The following is a 21768-nucleotide window of genomic DNA, read 5'->3' as shown; positions in this document are numbered from 1 at the left end:
ATTCAAATTCTCATCAATTTAAACGTCCTGCGCTAACATCAAATAACTATGAAGTTAGCCCATATATTATGACCGACCTACAGGACGGGTCAAGATTATCCAGCCTCTTCAAATACGATTTTCACAGGTCCACTTGCGCCCTCTTCTGACGCATTCAAGTATGACCATACCTTCTCAGCAAGTTCAGTATATGCTTTTGCGCTTGCACTATCAGGCGCATAAATATTAACGGGCTTACCTTCATCAGTCAGCTCACGAAGTTTTGGTTCAAGTGGCACTTCCGTCAGCAGGGGCACACCCAGCTTATCAGCAGTTTTCTTCGCACCATCTTTACTAAAGATATGGCTTTCATGGTCGCAATTCGGGCAGCAGAACACACTCATATTCTCAACAATCCCCATCACAGGAATGTCAACCTTATTAAGCATATTCAAACCCTTAACCGCATCAATTAAAGCAATATCTTGAGGCGTAGAAACAATTACAGCACCATCAACAGAAGCTTGCTGGGCAATAGAGAGTTGAATGTCACCTGTCCCCGGAGGCATATCTAAAATCAGCACATCCAGAGGTGCCCAATTCACTTGACGAAGCATCTGCACAAGAGCAGATTGCACCATAGGGCCACGCCATACCATTGGCTCGTCTTCCTCAACAAGGAACCCCATAGACATCACCTTAACGCCATGGTTCAACACAGGTTCAATATTCTCACCATCACTCACAGGTTTTTGATCTTTTACACCCAACATACGAGGCTGAGACGGACCATAAACATCCGCATCTAAAATACCAACGCTGTGACCTTGGAGGTTAAGTGCGACGGCAAGGTTCATAGCTGTTGTTGACTTACCAACGCCACCCTTACCAGAAGCGACTGCAATAATATATTTTACGCCGTCAATTTTCATAAGATTTCAATTCTTTTTCTTACTATAAAACTGTTTAATTGCGTGTTGCATGGCATTCGAAAATTATGTTTTTGAGAGAACCGCAACACAATGTACTTAAAGTACCTGAGTAGCGGAAGCGGAGCAAAAACTAATTTGCAGAACCATGCAGCGCATAAGTTAACAGTTTTATTTTTACGCCTTTAAGCAATAAAGTGCAAGCTAAACAGGACTACATTTGGCCTATTTTTTATGCATATAAAAAGCCTCCCAATGGGGAGGCTTTTTAAGAGGTCAAGCTCTACGCCGCGTACGACATAACTTTCTCTTCTTCGTAAGAAGCGTAGTAAGCACCGTTCTTTGTTTCAAAGAATGCATCTAGAGGAATATCTTCCTGCTTAAGGAAACCTTGATCAGGCAGGCTACCGTTACTTACCATTTCAATCACAGCACATAGGCTTGCTGCTGTTGTCCAGCTAATTGCACGGTACATGCTGTCACCAATACGCTCTGGCTCGTAGCAACGCACAAACTCTTCACGTGTTAGCTTGCCGTGTTTTTCGCCTTCTACAGCTGCGTGCACAAGTACAAAGTCTTCGTTTACTGGAGGTTTTGCATGGACAAGAATATCCCCTGCTTCCTCGCGACGATCCTTCATGTGCAGCTCTTCAAAGAAGAAACGCATCAGGTGGCAATGCCCTGGGTAGCGCATTGTTTTGTAGTTCAGCGTATCAACTTTACCAGCGTATGTTTCGCACATTGTGCCAAGGCCACCTGATGTTGTGAACGCTTCAAGCTTCAAACCATCAATAAGAATTGTTTCTAGGCCTTCCATTGGAGGCACCATTTTGCGCTCACCATTATGGATCACTTCACAATCGTTCAGGTATTCGTTTACAACACCTTCTGCTGACCAGTTAAACGCGTAACCCATTTTACCACGAGGGTGCTGTGGTAGTGCGCCAACGCGCAACTCAATTGAGCGCAAGCTATCAAATGTTTTGGCAAGGCTAGAACCGACAATACCAATAAAGCCCGGTGCTAGACCACACTGTGGAGCCATCAAGCAGTTTGCGCCTTTGCTCATTTCAATAATGGCGTTTGTTGTTGGCACATCTTCAGTAAGGTCAAAGTAGTGTGTGTTAAGTTCTGCACATACTTTAGCGACTTCAATATTAAAGTTGTAAGGCAGGCAAGAAACCACCGCATCAAAGTCACCAACAAGCTTTGTCAAATCAGCTTTGTTTGTTACATCACCAACGATAGTGTTAAAAGAAAGATCACGGCTGACAGCGTCCATACCTGTCACTTCAAAACCGCTATTATGAAGAAGCGTCCCCACAAGATTACCAACTTTACCTAGACCAAGAACCAACGTCGATTTAATTTTCTGACTCATGTGCGAGCTTCTCCTTATTTAATTGTGCCACATTTATAACCTTAACTAGACTTGGGCGCAATATCAGGATACAAAGAAGTTATAAATATCTTTTCCCTCCCTTTTAAAGGATCACAACCATGGACCTTTTTCCTTGGGTTCTGCTTGCGATTTCTTGTGCCGTCAGCTTTACAGCCCTAGCCATCTGGATTCGGGGCCTCCTCCCTAAAAACAGAAAAAAGCTAGATGATGGCTACAAAGATTTCCATATGGATGCAGACCTCTTCGCTGGTGGCGAACCTAGCCCCCACGAACTCGAAGAACGTCCAAAGAGTAAAGCGGAAACATTTTATATCATTCACGTCTCCGCGCGCATGATCTTTATGTTTACAGCACCGTTTGTGTTTATTGCAATTGCTTTGCTTTTCATTGGATGAATCGAAAAAAAGCTCCCCTCTTTGGGGAGCTTTTTCTTATGCGGCTTGCGCAATCTTGCGTTTGTAGTTCACATACTTAAAGGCTGGGTGGGTTTCTCCTGCAGGAATGCATTCTTCATCTAACATTTGCCAAAGTGAAAAATCAACTTCAGGGAAGAATGTATCCGCCTCAGGCGCATCATCCACTTCTGTCAATAGAAGCTTTGTGGCATGCGGAAGAGCCATTTTATAAATTTCCCCTCCTCCACCAATCATCACTTCAGAGTGCCCTGCATTTTTACAAGCCTCTAAAGCCTCCTCTAGAGAAGAAACAACCACAGAGCCTTTTGCCTGATAAGACGTATCACGTGTCAGCACCATCATCAAACGCCCCGGGAGTGCTCCGTGAGTTTCAAACGTTTTACGACCAACAATATACGGTTTACCAGATGTGAGCTTTTTAAAACGCGGAAGATCCCCTGGCAAGTGCCAGAGGAGCTTCTCGTCTTTACTGATTCCGCGGTTCTTTGCAACCGCTGCAATGAGTGTAATATCCATTGGAATTACACAGCCACTGGCGCAGCAATACGGCCATGTGACTCGTAGTTTTCAACAACGATATCATCGTAAGTGAAATCAAACAGATTCTTCACGTCTTTGTTCAACTTCAACTTAGGAAGTGGAAACTCTTTACGCAGAAGCTGCGTGTTCACCTGTTCAACATGATTTTTGTAGATATGCACATCACCAAAGGTATGGACAAAGTCACCCACTTCTAGGTCACACACTTGTGCAATCATATGCGTCAGTAGTGCATATGATGCGATGTTAAATGGCACACCAAGGAACACATCAGCACTACGTTGGTAAAGCTGGCAGCTCAGCTTGCCATCCGCCACGTAAAACTGGAACAAGCAGTGGCATGGAGGCAGCGCCATGTTATCGACTTCTGCCACGTTCCAAGCCGATACAATCAGGCGACGTGAATCCGGGTTATTTTTAATTTGATCAATTAGGTTTGTAATTTGGTCTACGTGCGTGCCGTTTGGTGTCGGCCAGTTACGCCACTGTGAACCATACACAGGACCAAGGTCGCCGTTTTCGTCCGCCCATTCGTCCCAAATTTTCACACCATTATCTTTGAGATACTTGATGTTTGTGTCCCCTTTTAGGAACCAAAGCAGCTCGTGAGCGATAGATTTAAAATGAACTTTTTTTGTTGTGAGCAGAGGGAACCCTTCATTCAAGTCAAAGCGCATTTGGTGACCAAACAAGCTATATGTGCCCGTACCAGTGCGATCTTCCTTAAGTGTTCCTTCTGTTTTGATTTTTTCTAATAGGTCATGATATTGCTTCATAATGGAGTCTCCCCATTCTTTTTATTATTTATAGAATGTAAACACATCTGATCTGAAGCACTTTACGCAAGAACGAGTCCCCCGAACTTACATACTGCAGTTTTCTGCGCTTACTCTATTATGATAGCAAAGGATCACTCTGCGAGCTATGACTATCTGAATTTTCAGAAGCCGTTACCGCATAATGAAGCACATCATAATGCAGTAAAATCTTAAGCATACGCTCTGTTCTTTCACGCATCATATTTTCACCTGTACCAAGACTAATGACACGCTCCTCCCAAAGGGCCACCATGTCTTGCGGTTCATCTGGACGCGCTGTACGTCCATAATACTTCCCTATTGTTTCATTAAACTTAGGGTGCATATCTGGCTGGAATGATAGATAAAAATAATCATAATCAGAAATAAGGTTCAGCCACCTTAGGCCCTGACACAAAACCTGCATTTTACGAGGGGAAATATGATGAACATCATACGTGGTTAAAAGGTGTACCAGCCTCTGCATTTTGGAATCACTAGAATATTTAATACGGTGTAAAACAATCGTCACCACATCTTCATAAGCCAGTGACGGTTGGTCATTTTTTAAAAAGCTAATACCAGTATTTCGTTCAGTGCTTGACCACATTCAGCATCTCTCCTTCGTTGCATATTACATACGCACAAACGAGCCTTGCCCACTAAACACAAGGTATATCAAGCAAAACCAGTGCCAAACTGGTTTATTTATTCATGAATGGATTGACTTTTTTCTTAGGTTCTTTTTGCTCAAACTTCGGAGGATCCATTGGTCTTAGGCCTTTAGATTTACGGATTGCATCCACTTCAGCCTGAGCCCTTTTATTTGCTTCATCCTGTGCAGCCTTACGCTTTTGCAGTACGTCAGCAGCTGTTTTATGAGACTTAGATTTAATAAACTGATCATTTTCAAAAAGCGTAAAATAAAGCATAGCCTGATCCATGCCTTCAACCTTCGGCGCAATAATTTGGAATGTTGCTTCTTCATTGGGCGCAAGACGAATCTTATTAATCAGAACACTTGTATCACTGAGCTTTTTCTTCTCCCCATCAATAAAACGGACATTTGCCATCAGGTAAGGCATGTCTTTATCGCTGTAGTTACGAAGTTTACCCACAACAATGGCAAAGCCGTCCATAAATTTCCATGTCCAGTTCTCAACCACAACATCGTAGTTTGCATCTTCACCATCAGGGGAGCCTTGGTCTTGAGAAATCATATGCTCAGCGCGGTCATCATATACAACAGCGTTTCGCAACAGGCGCCAAACAACATCACCAAGAATAAGCACAAGAACCAGCACAAGCATACCAACTGTTACAAACATAATGGTCTGCGCCTTAAAACCAGAAGTCAGTACAAAGAACATCACACCAACGCACATTAAAAGAACGACGGCAGATTTAATCTGTGCCATCCCCTTTTTCTCAGAATCCAAACGGTGCCTTAAACGGCGTTTCGCTGATTCATTCTGCTCGTAAATTTGCTGTAGATTTTGTGCCATCTAAACTTATTTTTATTACAAACTTAATTTTTCAAAACTTTAGGAAATACTCCCTACCCCGTATCACTACACTTTTAGGCAAAGGTACCAATTTACAGCTGACATCATAGCAATAAATTGACGAACGTGCAAAAAAGGATTACAACAATTTTATCTGTGGCTCTAATCAAGTGGGGACGACATGGTTTCGACGGGAATGGAAAGCGCAGAGGAGCATGTGGAGGGGCGAGCGACCCGCCTTAAAAAACGTTTAATTGTATATAGTCGGCAATTCTTACGACTACGCTCTAGCTGCCTAATTAACGCAGCTTCCGCACTTGGGCTCTTTTCCGTCTGGGTTCAAACTGCGGTCATTTCGACGGAATAGGTAAAAGTAGCGCCTACCTGCCTAGCCGAATTTTTTAGTAGGATCGACTTTGCATCGGTTGTTTTGCGCCAGTGTGATTTTTAAATTTTAAGCAAGACTGAACATGGAGAGCCTCACGTAGACTTTTTTCGGACGCGGGTTCGACTCCCGCCGTCTCCACCACTCGTAACCAAGTCTAGTAAAATAAGAAAAAGGCCCTAAAAAACAATGTTTATAATGGTTTCGGACATGTAAAATAATGATAAGCTATAGAAGATATATTTTACAACAAAGGGTCAAAAAAGTCTGATGGATATAAAATGTGCAATCATTGAGTTAAAACCAAACTCACGTCATGCCGTAAAAGAATGGAGCAAAACTCTAAATGAGCGAAAAGATGAAGTTCTTGAAACTTTAAAACAGGAAGGTATTAAAGTTGAAAGTGCATTCCTAACAGCTATTGAAGATAAAGATTATCTTATTTACTATGTTAGAGCAGAAAACATACATCATGCAATTCAAACAACCCAAACATCCAGCCTAAACATCGACATTTACCACAAAAAATTCAAAAAAAACACATGGAATAAACATATCGAGACTCAGCTGTTGCTAGATGTAACCACCGATTAAAGTAAAAGCCCCACGCATACTGCGCAGGGCTTTTTTCGATTAGCAAAATGGGTCATCAGGTATTTCATCTCCACATATTCCCCGCAAAGATTTCGGGTTTAAAAGGTTGGGATGAATAACCCGCACCAATGCGCCTTCAGCATCATTTTTCAAAGCACAATACCTGAGCTTATAAGCATCAATGCCAGTACAATCAAACCATCGCATAAAATCTGAGCTTTTCTGGGAAGAATACCTCCTTCCCACAATAAGCTTAGAAAAATGCAAAGACCTGAACATGGACACCTTTTCTTGACTTAATGATGCAAGCCTCTTACCAGAGTGAGAAGGGTTCAATTTACCATCTTCCCCAAAAAGAATTCCATCGAGTAGCATAAAAGCTTCCCTTTTAGACTTCTCAATGGATACATCCATGCAATGTGCAACACTAGAGCCACAAAGCCATATCCCTTCCACCTCTTGCTCAACAACAGTGAGGGCGAAAGGAATTTCATTTAGAGTGCTGTAAGTACAAACTTTGTATTCGCCGTCAAGCTTCTCCGAAGAAATTAGGTATAAAGGAGCCCCATAATACCAGACCAGACTCAACATGTGCCTCTCAAAAGATTCCATTATTGCATGATTTAACGCACCTTTCAAATTTGAGTACCAAGCCATACCATTAGAATCTAAAAGAGGAGAAGACCCAGCAGTAACGTGGTGAAATAACAAGTTATGTGCAGGGCACTCCCCTGTTTTTTCATGAGTCAACCAATGATGCATATCCAAGACTTCCCCCTTATCAGACGCCCCTTTCCAAACATCATAGCAAGCATAAAAGCGTTCTTTCAGCTCATATACAGACCTCTGAGCAACTTCAGCTTCCTCACGCCCAAACGCAAAGCCAAACAAGTGGATTGGCTTACCATCAGCCAACCTAAGGCCAATGGCTGATTTCGCGATATAATATCCGTAAGGAGCCCTAGATGCCCTAACGAATGTTTTAATTGGAAGAGGCATACTTAGCGTACCTTCATCAAAACTTCTGGATACTGCATGATAAGATGTTGACCAAGTGTAGTAAGCTCTGCATACTGATTAACAGTACTCAACCCATGCTCAAACTGTCTCACAAAACATTGGTGAGCATCACACACATTTTCATCCGACAACTGATCAGAAAGCACTTTAAATACTTGGCACATTCTGCTAAGCACAAAAGTTGCATGGAACACGCCATACATAGGACGCAGGTCTGAGCGAATTGGCGCGGGGTAATGTTCATCAGGAGAATTCAGGACCAAAGGGTCCATCGCCATTAGAGCGTGCAGATACAAGTGAGATGTTTCATGAACGATGTGTTCACAATAGTAAACAAGAGGATCAATCTCCCCCTTATGTCTCCGAAGAAAAATATCTCCATAGACTCGCACATCAGAACCACCAATCATTTGCTCTTCTGTCCCAACATCATCAAAGAAGTAGAGCCCCGACAAGAGGGTTAATATTTCAGCAGCCATTTCAGGGTGGTACTGTTTAAGAATAGCAAGAGCTTTTTGAGCATCTCCCGAACAACTTTGAACAATCTCCCTACTCACTGGGAGCAAAGGGGTTTTCTTTTCATGGTTCGGGAGTTCTGGAACAACATCTTCATGACGTTGACATTCACCAATACTGCCAAAAATCAATTTTGGTCCTGCCAATTCAAGAGTTGGAATCCTAAATTGCATTAAACACCGTTCAACAGACTGCCTATTTTGACTTTTTACAGCACTCAACAGAGCGTGATAAAGAGCAAAAACATCAGAAGGAATTGAATCCTTTGGTAGCAAAGTAGACACATATCCCTGAACTACAGAGACATCAATGCCAGCATTTGAAATGGAAAGCAATAGCTTCTCCAAGCTTTCCAACATTTTTTCATTATACAAAGTACGTACCTTCAAAGAAGATGCGCCTTTAATCACAGGGGTCGCAAGAGTAGATATCATGAGATTCTCCATATCTAAGAGTATGTACAAAAAAGGAGGGCATATATAAATGCCCCCCACCTGTATCTATCAAGAATAAGCCTGAAGCTTATTCGTCGGGACCATACTGCACAGTTGCAGGGGTTGCCTGCAGCAGGCTTTGATCCACTTCGAAAGTTGCATCAGGTGCTTCGTCGGGACCATACTGCACAGTAGCAGGAGTTGCCTGCAGCAGGTTTTGATCCACTTCGAAAGTCTTTTGGGACGCTTCATTTGCCATATTTATATCTCCTTTGGCAAAAAAGGTTATTACACCTTACTAAATTACCTACTTCACTGCATATGAAATAGGCTTACTCGTACACAAGACACCAGTTAAAACGGTACAAGGGAAACCCCTTGATTTAAAATCGACAAACGTATACATGCCCTGGATAGAATTGTCAATCAATGATTGTACCCCACCATTCCTTCACCTAACTAAAACGAAACTTTATTCATAGTAAAGTTGATTTAACAACTTATTTAAGCTACAGATTTCACTCAACAAAAGTTTCGTAAATTCAAGGTCGATTTCCACCATTTGATAAACGTGAATTTTAGAAAAACCGGCGCTGCCGGTTTTTATTTTTATATTTCAAAATATTATGCAGAAGTATTTTTGATCTCTTTATATGTAGCCCCCCAGAGAGCGTCAATATTCAGATCCCCTGAGGATAGCTCTATTTCCATTATATTAGCCCGTACATGTTTTTATCCTAGAAAGCCCTTAATGTTCAATATAGTAAAAGAGATTACTTGAACATTCCTTAAATTTCCACTATTTTCTCAGTCATATACTTTTACAAACTGATGTGAGATCCAATGGATAACGACATAATGACAATGAAAGAGGTTTCAGAATACCTCAAATTAAACGAAAAAACAGCCTATCGCCTCACATCCGAAGGTAAGCTCCCAGCCTTTAAGGTTGGAGGCTCATGGCGATTTCGTAAAAGCGAAATAGATCGCTGGATAAAAGAACAAGAGCAAAGCGCTAGGAAACAAAGATAGTCATGCTTTTAGATAACAAAAACCACGGAAATGTTATTACTGAACTGAAGAGTCATATAGATTCTTCAGCTAAGCTTTCTATTCTTTCTGGTTTGTTTTCGATTTATGGGTTTTCTGCTTTGAAGAAGGAGCTGAGTAATATTGATAGTTTAAGGCTCCTTCTTTCTCGTTGGGATGATAATTCTCTCGTTGCTTTAGCCGGTACTGAGAATGAAATCCGTCTTAAAAACGTACTTAATCAATCCCGTGTAGCTAAGGATTGTGCTTCTTGGTTGTCAAAAAATATTCAAGTTAAAGTTAGTCATGCGCCTATAGGGCAAAACATTTTTCATATTGATAATGGCCAATCATCATTTGCGATACAAGGAAGCTCTAGCTTTACCGCTTCTGGTCTTGGTGTAGTTAAATCGTCCGGCTTTGAGATGAACACTGGTATTAGTAATCCAGAAGATACAAAGCAACTTCTATCTTGGTTTGATACAATCTGGAATGCCCCCAAAGCGGTTCAAGATATCAAGGCTGAGCTAGATAAGCACCTGCAGTACCTAGCATCAGAGAAGCCGGGAAGCTTAATTTATTTCATAACACTTTATAATATTTTCAAAGAATACTTGGAGGATATAGACGAAGACAGCATTATCCGCTCTAAGACTGGTTTTAAGGATACTTTGGTTTGGAACAAACTTTATAAGTTCCAGCGTGATGGGGTTATGGGTGCCATTGACAAGCTAGAGAAATACAATGGATGCATCATCGCTGACAGTGTTGGTTTGGGTAAAACTTTTGAAGCTCTAGCTGTTATTAAGTATTACGAGCTTCGTAACGACCGTATCCTTGTTCTTTGCCCTAAAAAGCTACGTGAAAACTGGACTGTTTACACAATAAACGATAAGCGCAACTTACTTGCTGCTGACCGTTTTAACTATGATGTACTTAACCACACTGACCTCAGCAGAAGCACTGGTAAGTCTGGTGAAATAAACCTAGAAACACTTAACTGGGCTAATTATGACCTTTTGGTTATTGATGAATCTCATAACTTCCGTAACAGTGGAACGAAGGCTGGCGGTGAAACTCGTTACCAGAAGTTAATGGATCAAGTTATTCGATCTGGCGTAAAAACAAAGGTCTTAATGCTATCGGCCACCCCAGTTAACAGCCGAATGAACGACCTTAAAAACCAAGTTGCATTCATAACTGAAGGTCGTGACACTGTTCTATCTGAGTTTGGTATTAACAGCATTGAAAATACACTGAAAAGAGCGCAAGAAAAGTTCAATAAATGGCTTAAATTGCCTGAAGGACAGCGAAAAACCGAAGCTCTTTTAGAAAGTGTGAACTTTGATTACTTTAAACTTCTAGACCTTATGACAATTGCAAGGTCACGTAAGCATATTGAGAAATATTACGACACTTCAGAAGTTGGTAAGTTTCCTGAACGCTTAAAACCAATGAATATTAAAGCTGATATTGATACCAGCGGGCAGTTCCCTCCATTAAAAGATATCAATATGGCTATTAAAAAATTGAATCTGGCGGCATATGCCCCTCTTGAATATGTCCGTATGGATAAAAAGGAAGAATATAACCGTAAGTATGACCAAGAAGTGAAAGGCGGCTCTGTATTTAAACAGGTTGACCGTGAACGTAGCTTGATTCACTTAATGCGTATTAATCTCCTTAAACGTATGGAAAGCTCAATCAACTCTTTCGCTCAAACTATTGATAAAGTACATGGAAAAATTGATGGTTTGTTAAATCAAATTGAAGCGCATGAGAGTTCGGAAATTGAAGAACTAAATATTGAAGATATCCAAACAGATGATCCAGCCTTGGAAGATTACCTTATTGGTAATAAAGTAAAGGTTTTGGTGCAGGATATGGACCTTGTGCGCTTGAAGCAAGACCTTGAAGAAGACCGAGCCCTGCTTAAGAAACTCCTTGATGATGCGAATAACGTAAACCCTGCAAGAGATGCTAAGCTTCTTAAATTAAAAGAAGTTCTTCAGCAAAAAGCTAGTTCCCCAATAAATGATGGCAATAAGAAGGCTATTATTTTTACCGCATTCTCAGATACTGCTGAATATATCTACGAAAACATTTCTAAGTGGGCGCTATCTGAGCTTGGGTTGCACTCAGCTTTGGTTACTGGTAGCGGTACAAACCAATGCACTATTAAAGGACTTAACAAGGATCTGAACAACGTTCTAACGCACTTTTCACCGGTCTCAAAAGAACGTGAGAAAATCGCCCCTGAATCCACAACTGAAATTGATATTCTAATCGCAACAGACTGTATTTCTGAAGGCCAAAACCTGCAGGACTGCGATATGCTTATTAACTACGATATCCACTGGAACCCAGTTCGTATTATTCAGAGATTTGGTCGCGTTGACCGTCTTGGTTCAACAAATAAATCTATTCAGCTGGCTAACTTCTGGCCAAATATGGAGCTGGATGAGTATATCAACCTTGAAGCCCGTGTAAGTGGACGCATGGTTCTGCTTGATATTTCTGCTACCGGCGAAGAAAACGTCATCGAGTATGACAAAGATAAGCAGATGAACGATTTAGACTACCGCCGCAAACAAATGAAGCAACTGCAGGAGTCCGTTCTAGACCTTGAAGACATGGATGGTAGCGTATCTATTACCGATATGACTTTAAACGACTTCCGTATGGATTTATCAAGCTATATGAAAGAAAACCTTGAACAACTAGAAAAATCACCAACCGGATTTTATGCAGCGGTTCAAAATCCAAACAAAGAGTTTGTTGCTGGCACAATCTTCTGCCTGAAAGACATCCACGGCAAAGTTGAGTTTGATGCTAACTACGCCCTAGCACCGTATTACATTGTTTATGTTGCTGAAAATGGTGATGTTGTTTTCAACCACCTGCAGGGTAAAAAGAGCCTCGATATTTTCAAAAAACTATGCTCACTCAATAAAGAGCTAGATGTTAAAGCTATCGATAGTCTTAACAAAGCCACCCGTGACGGCAAAGATATGGGTACATATCAGTTTATGCTAGAAGCTGCTATTCAGTCCGTTGTTGGTAAAACTGAAGAAAAAGGCGTGGAAAGCCTGTTCAGCCGTGGTGGCACCTCTTTAACGCAGGATCACTTCTCTGCATTGGAAGATTTCGAAGTTATCAGCTACCTAATTATACGGGAGGCTGAATAATGGTTCAGACGTTTTTAAATGTCTTAGGCATACCAGAAAAATGCTACCTAAACAAAACTCTGTTTAAAAAGCTTTTTCAAGAGAATGCTGACCTTGATATTACCGATAAAAAAGCCTTAAAGGACGATATTGATAAAATCCGCTGGCTATACACCCTAAAGCCAAGCACCGTAAATATAGAACCTTTCAAGGATGCTGAACGTGAGTATGACGAAGTTGCCATATTGCAAATAGACCTCACCAATGCCACCCGAATGAAGCGTATTTCATCTTTTGTGCATAAGGCTATTCCATATCCAATTATAATCATATTTACCCATGGTGATGATATTGCATTAAGTGTGGCTGATAAACGTATTAACCAAGCAGATAAAACCAAATGGGTGGTAGAAGAAGGCTGGCTAACCGAGTGGTTTAACCCAAGCAAACCAAATAAAGTGCAGCAGCAGTTTATGGCAGGTTTAAGCTTAAAAAACTTGTCTTTCGTGAACTTCTACGCCTTCTATACAGATGTAAAGAATTTAGTAATTTCCTTAAACGCTGCAGAGCAAACAGGCAGCTACAATGTAACCAAAGGCAGCGACGCGCAAAGCCGTATAGAAAAATTACGAGAGCTTGAGAAGTTGGAACAAGAAAAGTCAGAACTTCAAAATAAGCTTAAAAAAGAAAAGCAGATGGGCAGACAGGTAGACCTAACCACCCATATTAAAAAAATTGCAGACCAAATAAACGGTCTTAAACAAGAGTTATAGAAGAAGGGCAAATAACAATGACAGAAGTAGCTATGAAAAAAGTAGAATTACAAGACGGTGCATCTGCCGATATCGTGCAGGAGAATGTAGAACAGCTAAAAGAGCTGTTCCCGGATGCATTTACCGAGAACGGTGTGAATTTTGATACGCTGCGTCAGCTTCTGGGAGACCTGAAAGTACTAGATGAAGGTGAAGAAAAATACGGCCTGAACTGGCATGGTAAAAAACAAGCCCGTCAAATTGCCCTAACACCATCCCTTGGTACGCTTCTGCCTTGCCCCGAAGAAAGCGTGGATTGGGATACAACCCAAAACTTGTTTATTGAAGGTGATAATCTTGAAGTGTTGAAGCTTCTGCAAAAAAGCTACGCAAACAAGGTGAAGATGATTTATATCGACCCGCCTTATAACACAGGGAAAGAGTTTGTTTATCCAGATAAATTCCAAGATAATCTAGATACGTATTTGAAATACACCGGTCAAAAAGATGATGAAGGTCTGAAATTTACATCAAACACAGAAACTGGAGGGCGAAAGCACACCAATTGGCTGAATATGATGTACCCGCGATTGAAGCTGGCAAAGAGCTTGTTACGCCAAGACGGTGTAATATTTATCTCCATTGATGAAAATGAAGTAATTAATTTGCAAGAAATATGTACCGAAATTTTTGGTGAGGAAAATGTACTTGGAAACTTCCCTGTAATCATGAATTTAAAAGGTAACCAAGATGCTTATGGATTCGCAGAAACTCATGAATATGTGATTGTATGTCTTAAGTCAAAAGATGACTGTACGTTAAACCACTTTTCTGTTGATGAAGAAGAAATAGCTAAAAACTGGCTTGAAGATGAGTATGGCTTATATAAAGAGGCCGACAACCTTCGTGCTACGGGCGTAAATGCTCCAAGAGAAAAACGCCCTAACTTGTGGTATCCAATTTTCCTCAACGAGCAAACTAAAGAGTTTTACATTACTGAAGATAATAGACCTTTAGTAGATACTGATGTGGAGATATTGCCATTAAACCCATCAGGAGAAGAGCTGAGTTGGTATTGGAGTAAAAATACTTTTAATGATAGCAAGCACAACTTAATTTTGAAGCATACTTCAAATGGTTGGCAGTTCTATCGCAAACAACGTCCTCAACTCGGTGACTTACCAACGAAAAAGCCTAAATCAGTTTTTTACAAGTCAGATTATAGCACTAGCACTGCAACTACTAAGTTAAAAGATTTGTTAGGTAAAAAGCTGTTTGATGGCCCTAAGCCAGTACCATTTATTTCGGATTTATTAGTTATTGGAAGTAATTCCAGTGATATTATAATGGATTTTTTCGCAGGATCAGGAACAACCGCACATGCAGTAATGCAGTTGAACTCAGAAAACAAAGAAAGCCGTAGGCATATTTCAGTTCAGTTGCCTGAGCTTACAGATGAAAAAACAGAAGCTTTTAAAGCCGGATATAAAACAATTTCTGACTTATCCAAAGATCGCATCCGCCGCGCGGCAAAGAAAATCAAGGATGAAAATCCTGATTATGATGGCGATTTAGGTTTTAAGGTTTTCAAACTGGCCAGCTCTAACATTAAAGCGTGGAACCCAGACCGTAAGGACTTGGAAACAAGCCTGCTAGAACACCAAGAACACCTTGTTGAAGGACGTACGGAGCAGGATGTTCTTTACGAACTGCTGCTTAAACGTGGTGTAGACCTAACCACCCCGATTGAAAGTAGAGAGATTGCGGGCAAGAATGTTTACAGCATTGGTTATGGTAAAATCATTACCTGCTTAGATGATTTGATTACAAATGACCAAGTGGAAGAACTTGCTGCAGGCGTTGTGGCTTGGCAAAAAGAGCTGAAAGAAACACTGGGCGTTAAAGTGCTAGAAACTCACGTGTTCTTTAAAGACTCTGCCTTCCGTGATGATGTGGCCAAAACCAACATGGCCGCCATCCTTTCCCAAAATGGCATTGACCATGTACGCAGCTTGTAAGGAGGTGCTTTAAAAATGAAATTACATTTTGAAGATAACCTAGATTATCAACAAGCAGCGATAGAATCTGTTGTTGGTTTGTTTAAAGGGCAAGAGATCTCTCGCTCAGAATTTACGGTTGTGGCGGAAAAAGATACTGGTGAAGTTGGTTATCAGTATTCTAGCCATGAAAACGAACTTGGCTTTGGTAACCGCCTACAGCTGATTGATGATGAGCTGGCTGAAAACTTACGTAATATTCAAATTAAAAACGGTCTCCGCCCTTCTGAAAACCTAACCAGTGGTGACTTCACCGTTGAAATGGAAACAGGTACAGGTAAAACCTACGTTTACCTTCGCACCATTTTTGAATTGCATAAAAATTATGGCTTCACCAAGTTTGTTATTGTGGTGCCTTCTGTTGCTATTAAGGAAGGTACAAATAAAACGCTAGAAATTACCCGTGAGCATTTTGAAGCTTTATACCCCAATGCCAAAGGGTATGAGTTTTTCCAATATGACTCTAGCAAGCCCGGTAAGGTTCGTAACTTTGCCACCAGTGCAAATATCCAAATTATGGTGACAACCGTTGGTGCCATTAACAAACAAGATGTGAATAACCTTTATAAGGAAAACGAAAACACCGGCGGTGAAAAGCCTATTGACCTGATTAAGGCAACCAACCCAATTATTATTGTGGATGAGCCCCAGTCAGTTGATGGGGGTATGAAAGGCCAAGGTAAAAAAGCCCTTGAAGCCATGAACCCACTTTGCACATTGCGTTACTCTGCCACTCATGCAGATAAATACCATATGGTTTACCGCCTTGACGCTGTAGACGCTTATGAGCGTGGTCTAGTGAAGCAGATCGAAGTTGCATCATTGGAAGTTGATGGAGGTTATAACAAGCCTTTCGTTAAGCTTATTGAAGCTAAAAACGTTCGTGGATCTATTACTGCAAAAGTTGAGTTACATGTTCAACGTGGTAAGAACATCAAACCTGAAATTCTGACCGTTGAAGACGGTGACGATTTAGAACAAATAACCAACCGCGCTATCTATGAAAATATACAGATTGGTACAATCACCTGCGGTAAAGATAATGAATCTATTGAAGTCAAAGCACCGGGCGCAGATACAACTCTTTACCCCGGCGATGCTCTTGGCGGTGTAAATCCTGATGAGCTTAAACGCTTAATGATCCGCCGTACTATCAAGGAACATCTTGATAAAGAAATGCACTTTGCTCGCAATAAACAGCCCATCAAAGTTTTAAGCCTATTCTTTATTGATAGCGTTGAACATTACCGTAGCTACGATGAAGACGGCAATGAGATTGAAGGTAAATATGCTAAAATATTTGAAGAAGAATATCGCAAGTTGGCTAAAAGCCCAGCCTACCAAACGTTATTTGAAAAGGTTGATTTGAATATTGATGCTTCAGAAGTGCATGACGGGTATTTTTCTATTGATAAGAAAAAGCGCTGGACGGACACAGCTGAAAACAATCAATCAAACCGCGATAATGCAGAGCGTGCTTATAACCTGATTATGAAGGATAAAGAGAAACTGCTGAGCTTTGATACCAAGCTGAAGTTCATCTTCTCTCACTCAGCCCTGAAGGAAGGTTGGGATAATCCGAATGTGTTCCAAATATGCTCACTGCGTGAAATAGGCACTGAACGTGAGCGTCGTCAAACAATCGGTCGTGGCTTGCGTTTATGTGTGAACCAAGAAGGTTTGCGTTTGCGTGGAAACGATATTAATACCCTAACGGTTATTGCTTCTGAAGGTTATGAACAGTTCGCAGAAAATCTTCAAAAAGAGATTGAAGCTGACACTGGCATCCGCTTTGGCATTGTTGAAAGACATCAGTTCGCAGCTATTCAAGTGCAAAAAGAAGACGGTTCACTTTCTCCTCTTGGTGTTGATACATCTGAAAAAATCTGGAAGTTCTTAAATACTCAAGGCTTTGTTAATAATAAGGGTAAGGTTCAAGACACTCTTCGTGAAGCATTGAAATCTGGGGACTTTGAACTACCAGAAGAATTTAAAGATCAAAAAGATGCAGTAGAAGATATCCTTAAGAAGCTTGCTGGTAAATTGGATATTAAAAACGCTAATGAGAGAGAAACAATCCACCTGAACAAAGAAAAATTCTTAGGTGATGATTTCAAACAGCTATGGGATCGTATTAAGTATAAGACCACCTATCGAGTGGACTTTAACAATGAGAAGCTTATTGCAGATGCTGCTGAAGCTATAGAAAAGTGTCCTCCTATTACCAAAACAAGAGCTCAATTTAGGAAAGCTGGCATTGAAATTGGTAAAGGTGGTGTTAGAGCAGATGAAACATCTGTATCCGGATTTACAACAATTCATGAAAACGATATCGAATTACCAGATATTATTACGGATCTGCAGGATAAAACGCAGTTAACTCGTCATAGTATTGTTAAAATACTTACAGCTAGCCGCAGAATACAAGATTTTGCTCGCAACCCTCAGCAGTTCATAGATATGGCATCAGAAGCTATTAACCGTACTAAGCGGTTAGCCCTAGTCGACGGTATTAAATATCACAAAATTGGAGATAAAGAGTTCTATGCTCAGGAGCTTTTTGAGCAGGAGGAGCTTAAAGGATATCTGAAAGATACAGTTAAAGCCGAGAAATCTGTTTATGAACATATAGTTTATGACTCTGCTGGAGTAGAGAAGAAGTTTGCCGAAGATTTGGAGACTAATGAAGCAGTTAAGGTTTATGCCAAACTACCTGCATGGTTCAAAGTGCCAACGCCATTGGGTTCCTACAATCCCGACTGGGCGGTTTTAATTGAAGATGATGGACACGAGAAGCTGTATTTCGTTGTGGAGACAAAAGGTAGCAATTGGTGGGATGACTTACGTCACCAAGAAGGTGCAAAAATCCGTTGTGGTGAGAAGCACTTTGATGAAATTGCAGCTACCGAAAACCCAGCAGAATACATTAAAGCTACTAGCGTTGAAGACGTTATGGGGCATATTAAATAATAAAAAATGATTGCAGTATGACGCAAATAAGAAAAGCGACAGATGGTTCTTAGGGCTTTATATGGCACCTATCAAACGGCATTAACTTTTTTATGAGTAGCGTATTACGCAGTTCAAAAAAATAATAGTACATTTGATAATCACGGTATCTCAGCGCTTGATTTATCAGCGTCTGTTAAAAATATTTCCCTGATAATTCCCTGTTATTTTTGGGGTCAGATTCATGAAAAGCGTTGGTAGCAGTGCTTTTTATTTAGAGACTCTATTTAGGGTTTAATAATTTTCCCTGTATTTACATTATTAAACAGGGAATTTCGGATGTGTGAGACTTTATCGCAAGGATTTGAATGCAGAGATGAAATTCATTAACTAGACCGTCTTTTTCAGCGGACTTACAGAGACCGTTTCGCTCGATGGCGATTGCAGATTCTGAGATTCATTTAGTAGACCGTCTTTTTCTATTCGGACTTATGAGAGAATTTCGCTCGATGATGAATGGAGTGTATAGATTTAGTAACGATGGAACAAAAGAAGATACTCCGTTGCTCGGAGTTGAATTCTCCACCATTTATTTTAGCTTATGTATCTCGTGAATGCTTCACGCCGTACATCCCCTTATCCGCTTTAGAAATAAGATCTTCATAAACCACACCATCTTCTGGTGCCATTGCCGTACCAATGGATGCTCCTATATGAATAAGCTCATCAACTCCTTCTATAGAAATCTTCTCAGAGATCGCTTTTTTCAAAGCGTTTGCAATAGCCTGACTCTTATCATTCAAAATACCAATACAAAACTCATCCCCGCCCATACGCGCAATAAGGGATCCTGAAGGCAGAATGCCTTTCATACGCTCAGCTGCAATCGCAAGAACCTCATCCCCAACCTCATGGCCATATGTATCGTTAATTGGCTTAAACTTATCCAAATCAATATAAAGAAGAGTCAAAACCTGTCCAGATTCCAACAGCTCTCTAACTTGCGCAGCAAAAGAAGAACGGTTGAGTAACCCCGTTAAAGCATCACGGCTAGCTACACGGCTTCGATAGCACCTCGCAACTTTCTTACTTTCAGATTCAATAAGCGCAAGAGTTCCTCTACCTTCTTTAATCACTGCAAGCGTGCTCTCTGGAATATCTAGAAGTTGGGCGGCTTTTGCCTTATGCCCTTTTGCAAATTCTAATGTATTCATAACAATTTCATAGTCATCTTCTGCTGACTCACTGTGGTGAATTGCAAGAGAACGCCCCCTGAGAAGCGCTGCCTTAAGAGCAATGAGCCCGCCACCTTCTCCAGACTCTCTAATCATACGCCTCATACGCAGAAACGTAGTAAGACCTGCCCCAAGCGTCATAAGAACGGCAATCGCCAAAAGCTGACCGCCTCTCCCATCTGAAAACGTCATATGCCCTGACGGCATAAGAGAGAGCATAACAAGGGCTTTCTCAAACGCATATGTCACCATTGGAATGAACGCCATGAAGAGAAGTAAATTTTCAGCCTTAAGGTTCTGGCTTGCTGACCATTTAAAGTAACGAATAAACGGCAAAATAAGCGCCCCATAAAACAAGGCAGCAAATACTGTATTTTTATCCGCAAAGCGCTCTATAGGCACAATAAACTTTTCAGGGAGCACACCAATATGCCCGCCAGTCCAGCTTAAAATAAGCGCTAAAAATAAAAATACCGCACTCGTCACAAATGTAACAAGGCCTGTCACACGCCACTCATCTCTCATTGTCCCTGCTTGCACTGCTTCACTGGCCTGTTTATGGCTTTCAGCCAGTACAAACTGTAGGGTTTGGAAAAATGCAGAAAGCCCAACAACAAACAAGATCGCCAGCAGCATCTCTTGTGGCTGCAAGAAAATCAGCCAAACAACACCCAGCATAATGACAGAAACACCCAATAAGTCTGAAGGCTTTACTTTACGCTGGAAAAAGACCCAAGCAATAAGAAGGGCAATGGGAATACTTAACCGGCTAAAAAAACTTGCCTCAGTTGCACTGATATAAAACATCACGTAAGTATCGACAATATATGTACTCACCAAAATAAAGCTATAAATCCAAGTAATTTTAGATTTAAGCGTTTCCTTTACAAGCTTACCTGGGCCCGCTGCAAGCGTGAGAACAAACGCTGCCATAAGTAAGCAATAACATGTGAAAGGTACAGGCTCCACATGCCACTCCTGCACAGCCATACGTAAAAACACATTAAAAAATGAAATCAGAACAGTGAGGCCAAGAGCCTGAAAAATACCAAGATACAACATGCCTACCCTTTCAACACCGCCAGCAAAGTAACTGTCACAAGAATCATGGCCATAAAGACAAGCGACACCGCCCAAAGATAAATATCAGACTGAGATGCCGATGTGATAATACGCATATCTGCACGACGTTCATTATGCTTACGCTTTTGAGGTGGCGATTGCCGGCGTTCTTTTTGAACCATTTTTAACTTTCTATGTGCCAAGCTTAAATACCGTTAAAGTGTAAGAGCTAAAAATTAAGATTTCTACCCCTAAATAAACAGTTCTTGCTCGCGCGCATGAAACTGCTCTTGCTCAGGGCCAGTGGCTTCACGTACCATACCTACTTCATGCCCGCTTTCTTTTAAGGCAGCTTTCATAGCATCTTTATGGGGCTGCATTTCTTGTGTGGCTGCTTCAATAGCGCCACCATTGCCGCCAAGCTTCATTCCATTATGCAGAGCTGTTACGCCTGAGGCCGCACTGCCCTCAATCGCATAAAGCGTGTCATCTTCCATATGGAAACACAGGTTCTCTTGCACATGGGCCTCAAACTGATCAGCCAACGCCTGCGCCTCTTCTTCTGTCGCTTTAATAATAATTGAATATTCATCCCCACCGTGACGCGCCATCACCACATGGTCTGGGAATGTTTCTGATATAGAATGGGCAATATGGCGTAAATACGTGTTCCCGCCATCGTATTCAAGGGTATCGTTTACCTTTTTCAAGTTATTGGCATCAATCATAACAAGTGCATGACCTTCTAGATGGTCATCCACATAAAGCTTTTGGTACGCATCGTCGAGACGCTTTTTATTGCCAAGCCCTGTCAGATCATCACGACGGCTCAAATCAAGCTCTCTTTGCATACTTGTCATACGGTTATGAAGATCATAAGATTCTGCACGGGCCGCACTTAAATCAGACTCCAAAGCGCGCGCCTGTGCCTGACTTTCATTCAAGTCAGATTGTGGCACGTAGCCTAGTTTCTTCATCATGTTGTTAATAAAGCCCAAAA

General features: G+C 41.2%; 19 protein-coding genes and 1 other RNA gene. 8 read left to right on the top strand and 12 right to left on the bottom strand.

Going from position 1 to position 21768, the window contains the following annotated elements; translation table 11 throughout:
* Window positions 1–95 precede the first annotated feature (95 nt).
* Both VX730_00690 and VX730_00685 read right to left on the bottom strand, forming a co-directional pair.
* A complete protein-coding gene (locus VX730_00690) occupies window positions 96–911 on the bottom strand; it encodes an Mrp/NBP35 family ATP-binding protein (GenBank protein MEC9290898.1) in 816 nt (271 codons plus the stop codon).
* A 280-nt stretch (window positions 912–1191) separates the two neighbouring features.
* Entirely contained in the window at window positions 1192–2289 is a 1098-nt protein-coding gene (locus VX730_00685; GenBank protein ID MEC9290897.1) for a saccharopine dehydrogenase C-terminal domain-containing protein, read from the bottom strand.
* A gap of 119 nt (window positions 2290–2408) precedes the next feature.
* Here VX730_00685 and VX730_00680 point away from each other — a divergent pair, with 119 nt between their 5' ends.
* Window positions 2409–2705, top strand: a complete 297-nt coding sequence (locus VX730_00680; protein MEC9290896.1) for a hypothetical protein — start codon at window positions 2409–2411, stop codon at window positions 2703–2705.
* Between the two features lie 36 nt (window positions 2706–2741).
* Here the strand turns inward: VX730_00680 and VX730_00675 are convergent, their stop codons facing one another.
* From VX730_00675 to VX730_00660, 4 genes are all read right to left on the bottom strand, one after another.
* Window positions 2742–3242 (bottom strand): dihydrofolate reductase, encoded by a 501-nt coding sequence (locus tag VX730_00675; GenBank protein MEC9290895.1) that lies wholly within the window; start codon window positions 3240–3242, stop codon window positions 2742–2744.
* Between the two features lie 5 nt (window positions 3243–3247).
* Entirely contained in the window at window positions 3248–4042 is a 795-nt protein-coding gene (locus tag VX730_00670; protein ID MEC9290894.1) for a thymidylate synthase, read from the bottom strand.
* A 118-nt stretch (window positions 4043–4160) separates the two neighbouring features.
* Window positions 4161–4673: a hypothetical protein gene (locus VX730_00665; protein ID MEC9290893.1), complete on the bottom strand. Its 513-nt coding sequence runs from the start codon at window positions 4671–4673 to the stop codon at window positions 4161–4163.
* Between the two features lie 94 nt (window positions 4674–4767).
* The gene (locus VX730_00660) at window positions 4768–5568 is read right to left on the bottom strand and encodes a hypothetical protein (protein MEC9290892.1); all 801 of its coding nucleotides are present in this window, start codon (window positions 5566–5568) and stop codon (window positions 4768–4770) included.
* Window positions 5569–5740: 172 nt separating this feature from the next.
* On the opposite strand from VX730_00660, the gene ssrA reads away from it, so the two are divergent.
* Both ssrA and VX730_00650 read left to right on the top strand, forming a co-directional pair.
* Window positions 5741–6097, top strand: a transfer-messenger RNA (tmRNA) gene (gene ssrA / locus VX730_00655).
* A gap of 126 nt (window positions 6098–6223) precedes the next feature.
* On the top strand, window positions 6224–6547 hold the full coding sequence (locus VX730_00650; GenBank protein ID MEC9290891.1) for a DUF6176 family protein: 324 nt from the start codon (window positions 6224–6226) through the stop codon (window positions 6545–6547).
* Window positions 6548–6586: 39 nt separating this feature from the next.
* Here VX730_00650 and VX730_00645 read toward each other — a convergent pair whose 3' ends face one another.
* The 3 genes from VX730_00645 to VX730_00635 all read right to left on the bottom strand — a co-directional run bounded on the left by VX730_00645 (window position 6587) and on the right by VX730_00635 (window position 8776).
* A complete protein-coding gene (locus VX730_00645; protein MEC9290890.1) occupies window positions 6587–7546 on the bottom strand; it encodes a YcaO-like family protein in 960 nt (319 codons plus the stop codon).
* Between the two features lie 2 nt (window positions 7547–7548).
* Window positions 7549–8517: an HEXXH motif-containing putative peptide modification protein gene (locus VX730_00640; GenBank protein ID MEC9290889.1), complete on the bottom strand. Its 969-nt coding sequence runs from the start codon at window positions 8515–8517 to the stop codon at window positions 7549–7551.
* Window positions 8518–8605: 88 nt separating this feature from the next.
* Entirely contained in the window at window positions 8606–8776 is a 171-nt protein-coding gene (locus VX730_00635) for a hypothetical protein (protein MEC9290888.1), read from the bottom strand.
* A 584-nt stretch (window positions 8777–9360) separates the two neighbouring features.
* Here VX730_00635 and VX730_00630 point away from each other — a divergent pair.
* Genes VX730_00630 through VX730_00610 form a run of 5 tightly spaced genes read left to right on the top strand, consistent with a single transcriptional unit; the run spans window position 9361 to window position 18492 of the window.
* Complete coding sequence (locus tag VX730_00630; GenBank protein MEC9290887.1) at window positions 9361–9549, top strand: helix-turn-helix domain-containing protein; 189 nt, start codon at window positions 9361–9363, stop codon at window positions 9547–9549.
* Between the two features lie 2 nt (window positions 9550–9551).
* A complete protein-coding gene (locus VX730_00625) occupies window positions 9552–12734 on the top strand; it encodes a helicase-related protein (GenBank protein MEC9290886.1) in 3183 nt (1060 codons plus the stop codon).
* Window positions 12734–13486 (top strand): DUF4391 domain-containing protein, encoded by a 753-nt coding sequence (locus VX730_00620; GenBank protein ID MEC9290885.1) that lies wholly within the window; start codon window positions 12734–12736, stop codon window positions 13484–13486. Before VX730_00625 ends, VX730_00620 begins: the two co-directional genes overlap by 1 nt.
* 17 nt (window positions 13487–13503) lie before the next feature.
* Complete coding sequence (locus tag VX730_00615; GenBank protein MEC9290884.1) at window positions 13504–15483, top strand: site-specific DNA-methyltransferase; 1980 nt, start codon at window positions 13504–13506, stop codon at window positions 15481–15483.
* Between the two features lie 15 nt (window positions 15484–15498).
* Window positions 15499–18492, top strand: a complete 2994-nt coding sequence (locus VX730_00610; protein MEC9290883.1) for a DEAD/DEAH box helicase family protein — start codon at window positions 15499–15501, stop codon at window positions 18490–18492.
* A 578-nt stretch (window positions 18493–19070) separates the two neighbouring features.
* On the opposite strand, the gene VX730_00605 is transcribed toward VX730_00610, so the two are convergent.
* Genes VX730_00605 through VX730_00595 form a run of 3 tightly spaced genes read right to left on the bottom strand, consistent with a single transcriptional unit; the run spans window position 19071 to window position 21766 of the window.
* A complete protein-coding gene (locus VX730_00605; protein MEC9290882.1) occupies window positions 19071–20768 on the bottom strand; it encodes a diguanylate cyclase in 1698 nt (565 codons plus the stop codon).
* A 2-nt stretch (window positions 20769–20770) separates the two neighbouring features.
* Window positions 20771–20971 carry a hypothetical protein gene (locus VX730_00600; GenBank protein MEC9290881.1) on the bottom strand — a complete coding sequence of 67 codons (201 nt, stop codon included), beginning with the start codon at window positions 20969–20971 and terminating at the stop codon, window positions 20771–20773.
* A gap of 48 nt (window positions 20972–21019) precedes the next feature.
* On the bottom strand, window positions 21020–21766 hold the full coding sequence (locus VX730_00595) for a GGDEF domain-containing protein (protein MEC9290880.1): 747 nt from the start codon (window positions 21764–21766) through the stop codon (window positions 21020–21022).
* Between the last annotated feature and the right edge of the window lie 2 nt (window positions 21767–21768).

Source organism: Pseudomonadota bacterium (assembly GCA_036141575.1).
Classification (GTDB): Bacteria; Pseudomonadota; Alphaproteobacteria; order UBA2136; family JAPKEQ01; genus JAPKEQ01.
This window is presented reverse-complemented; position numbering and strand designations above follow the sequence as displayed.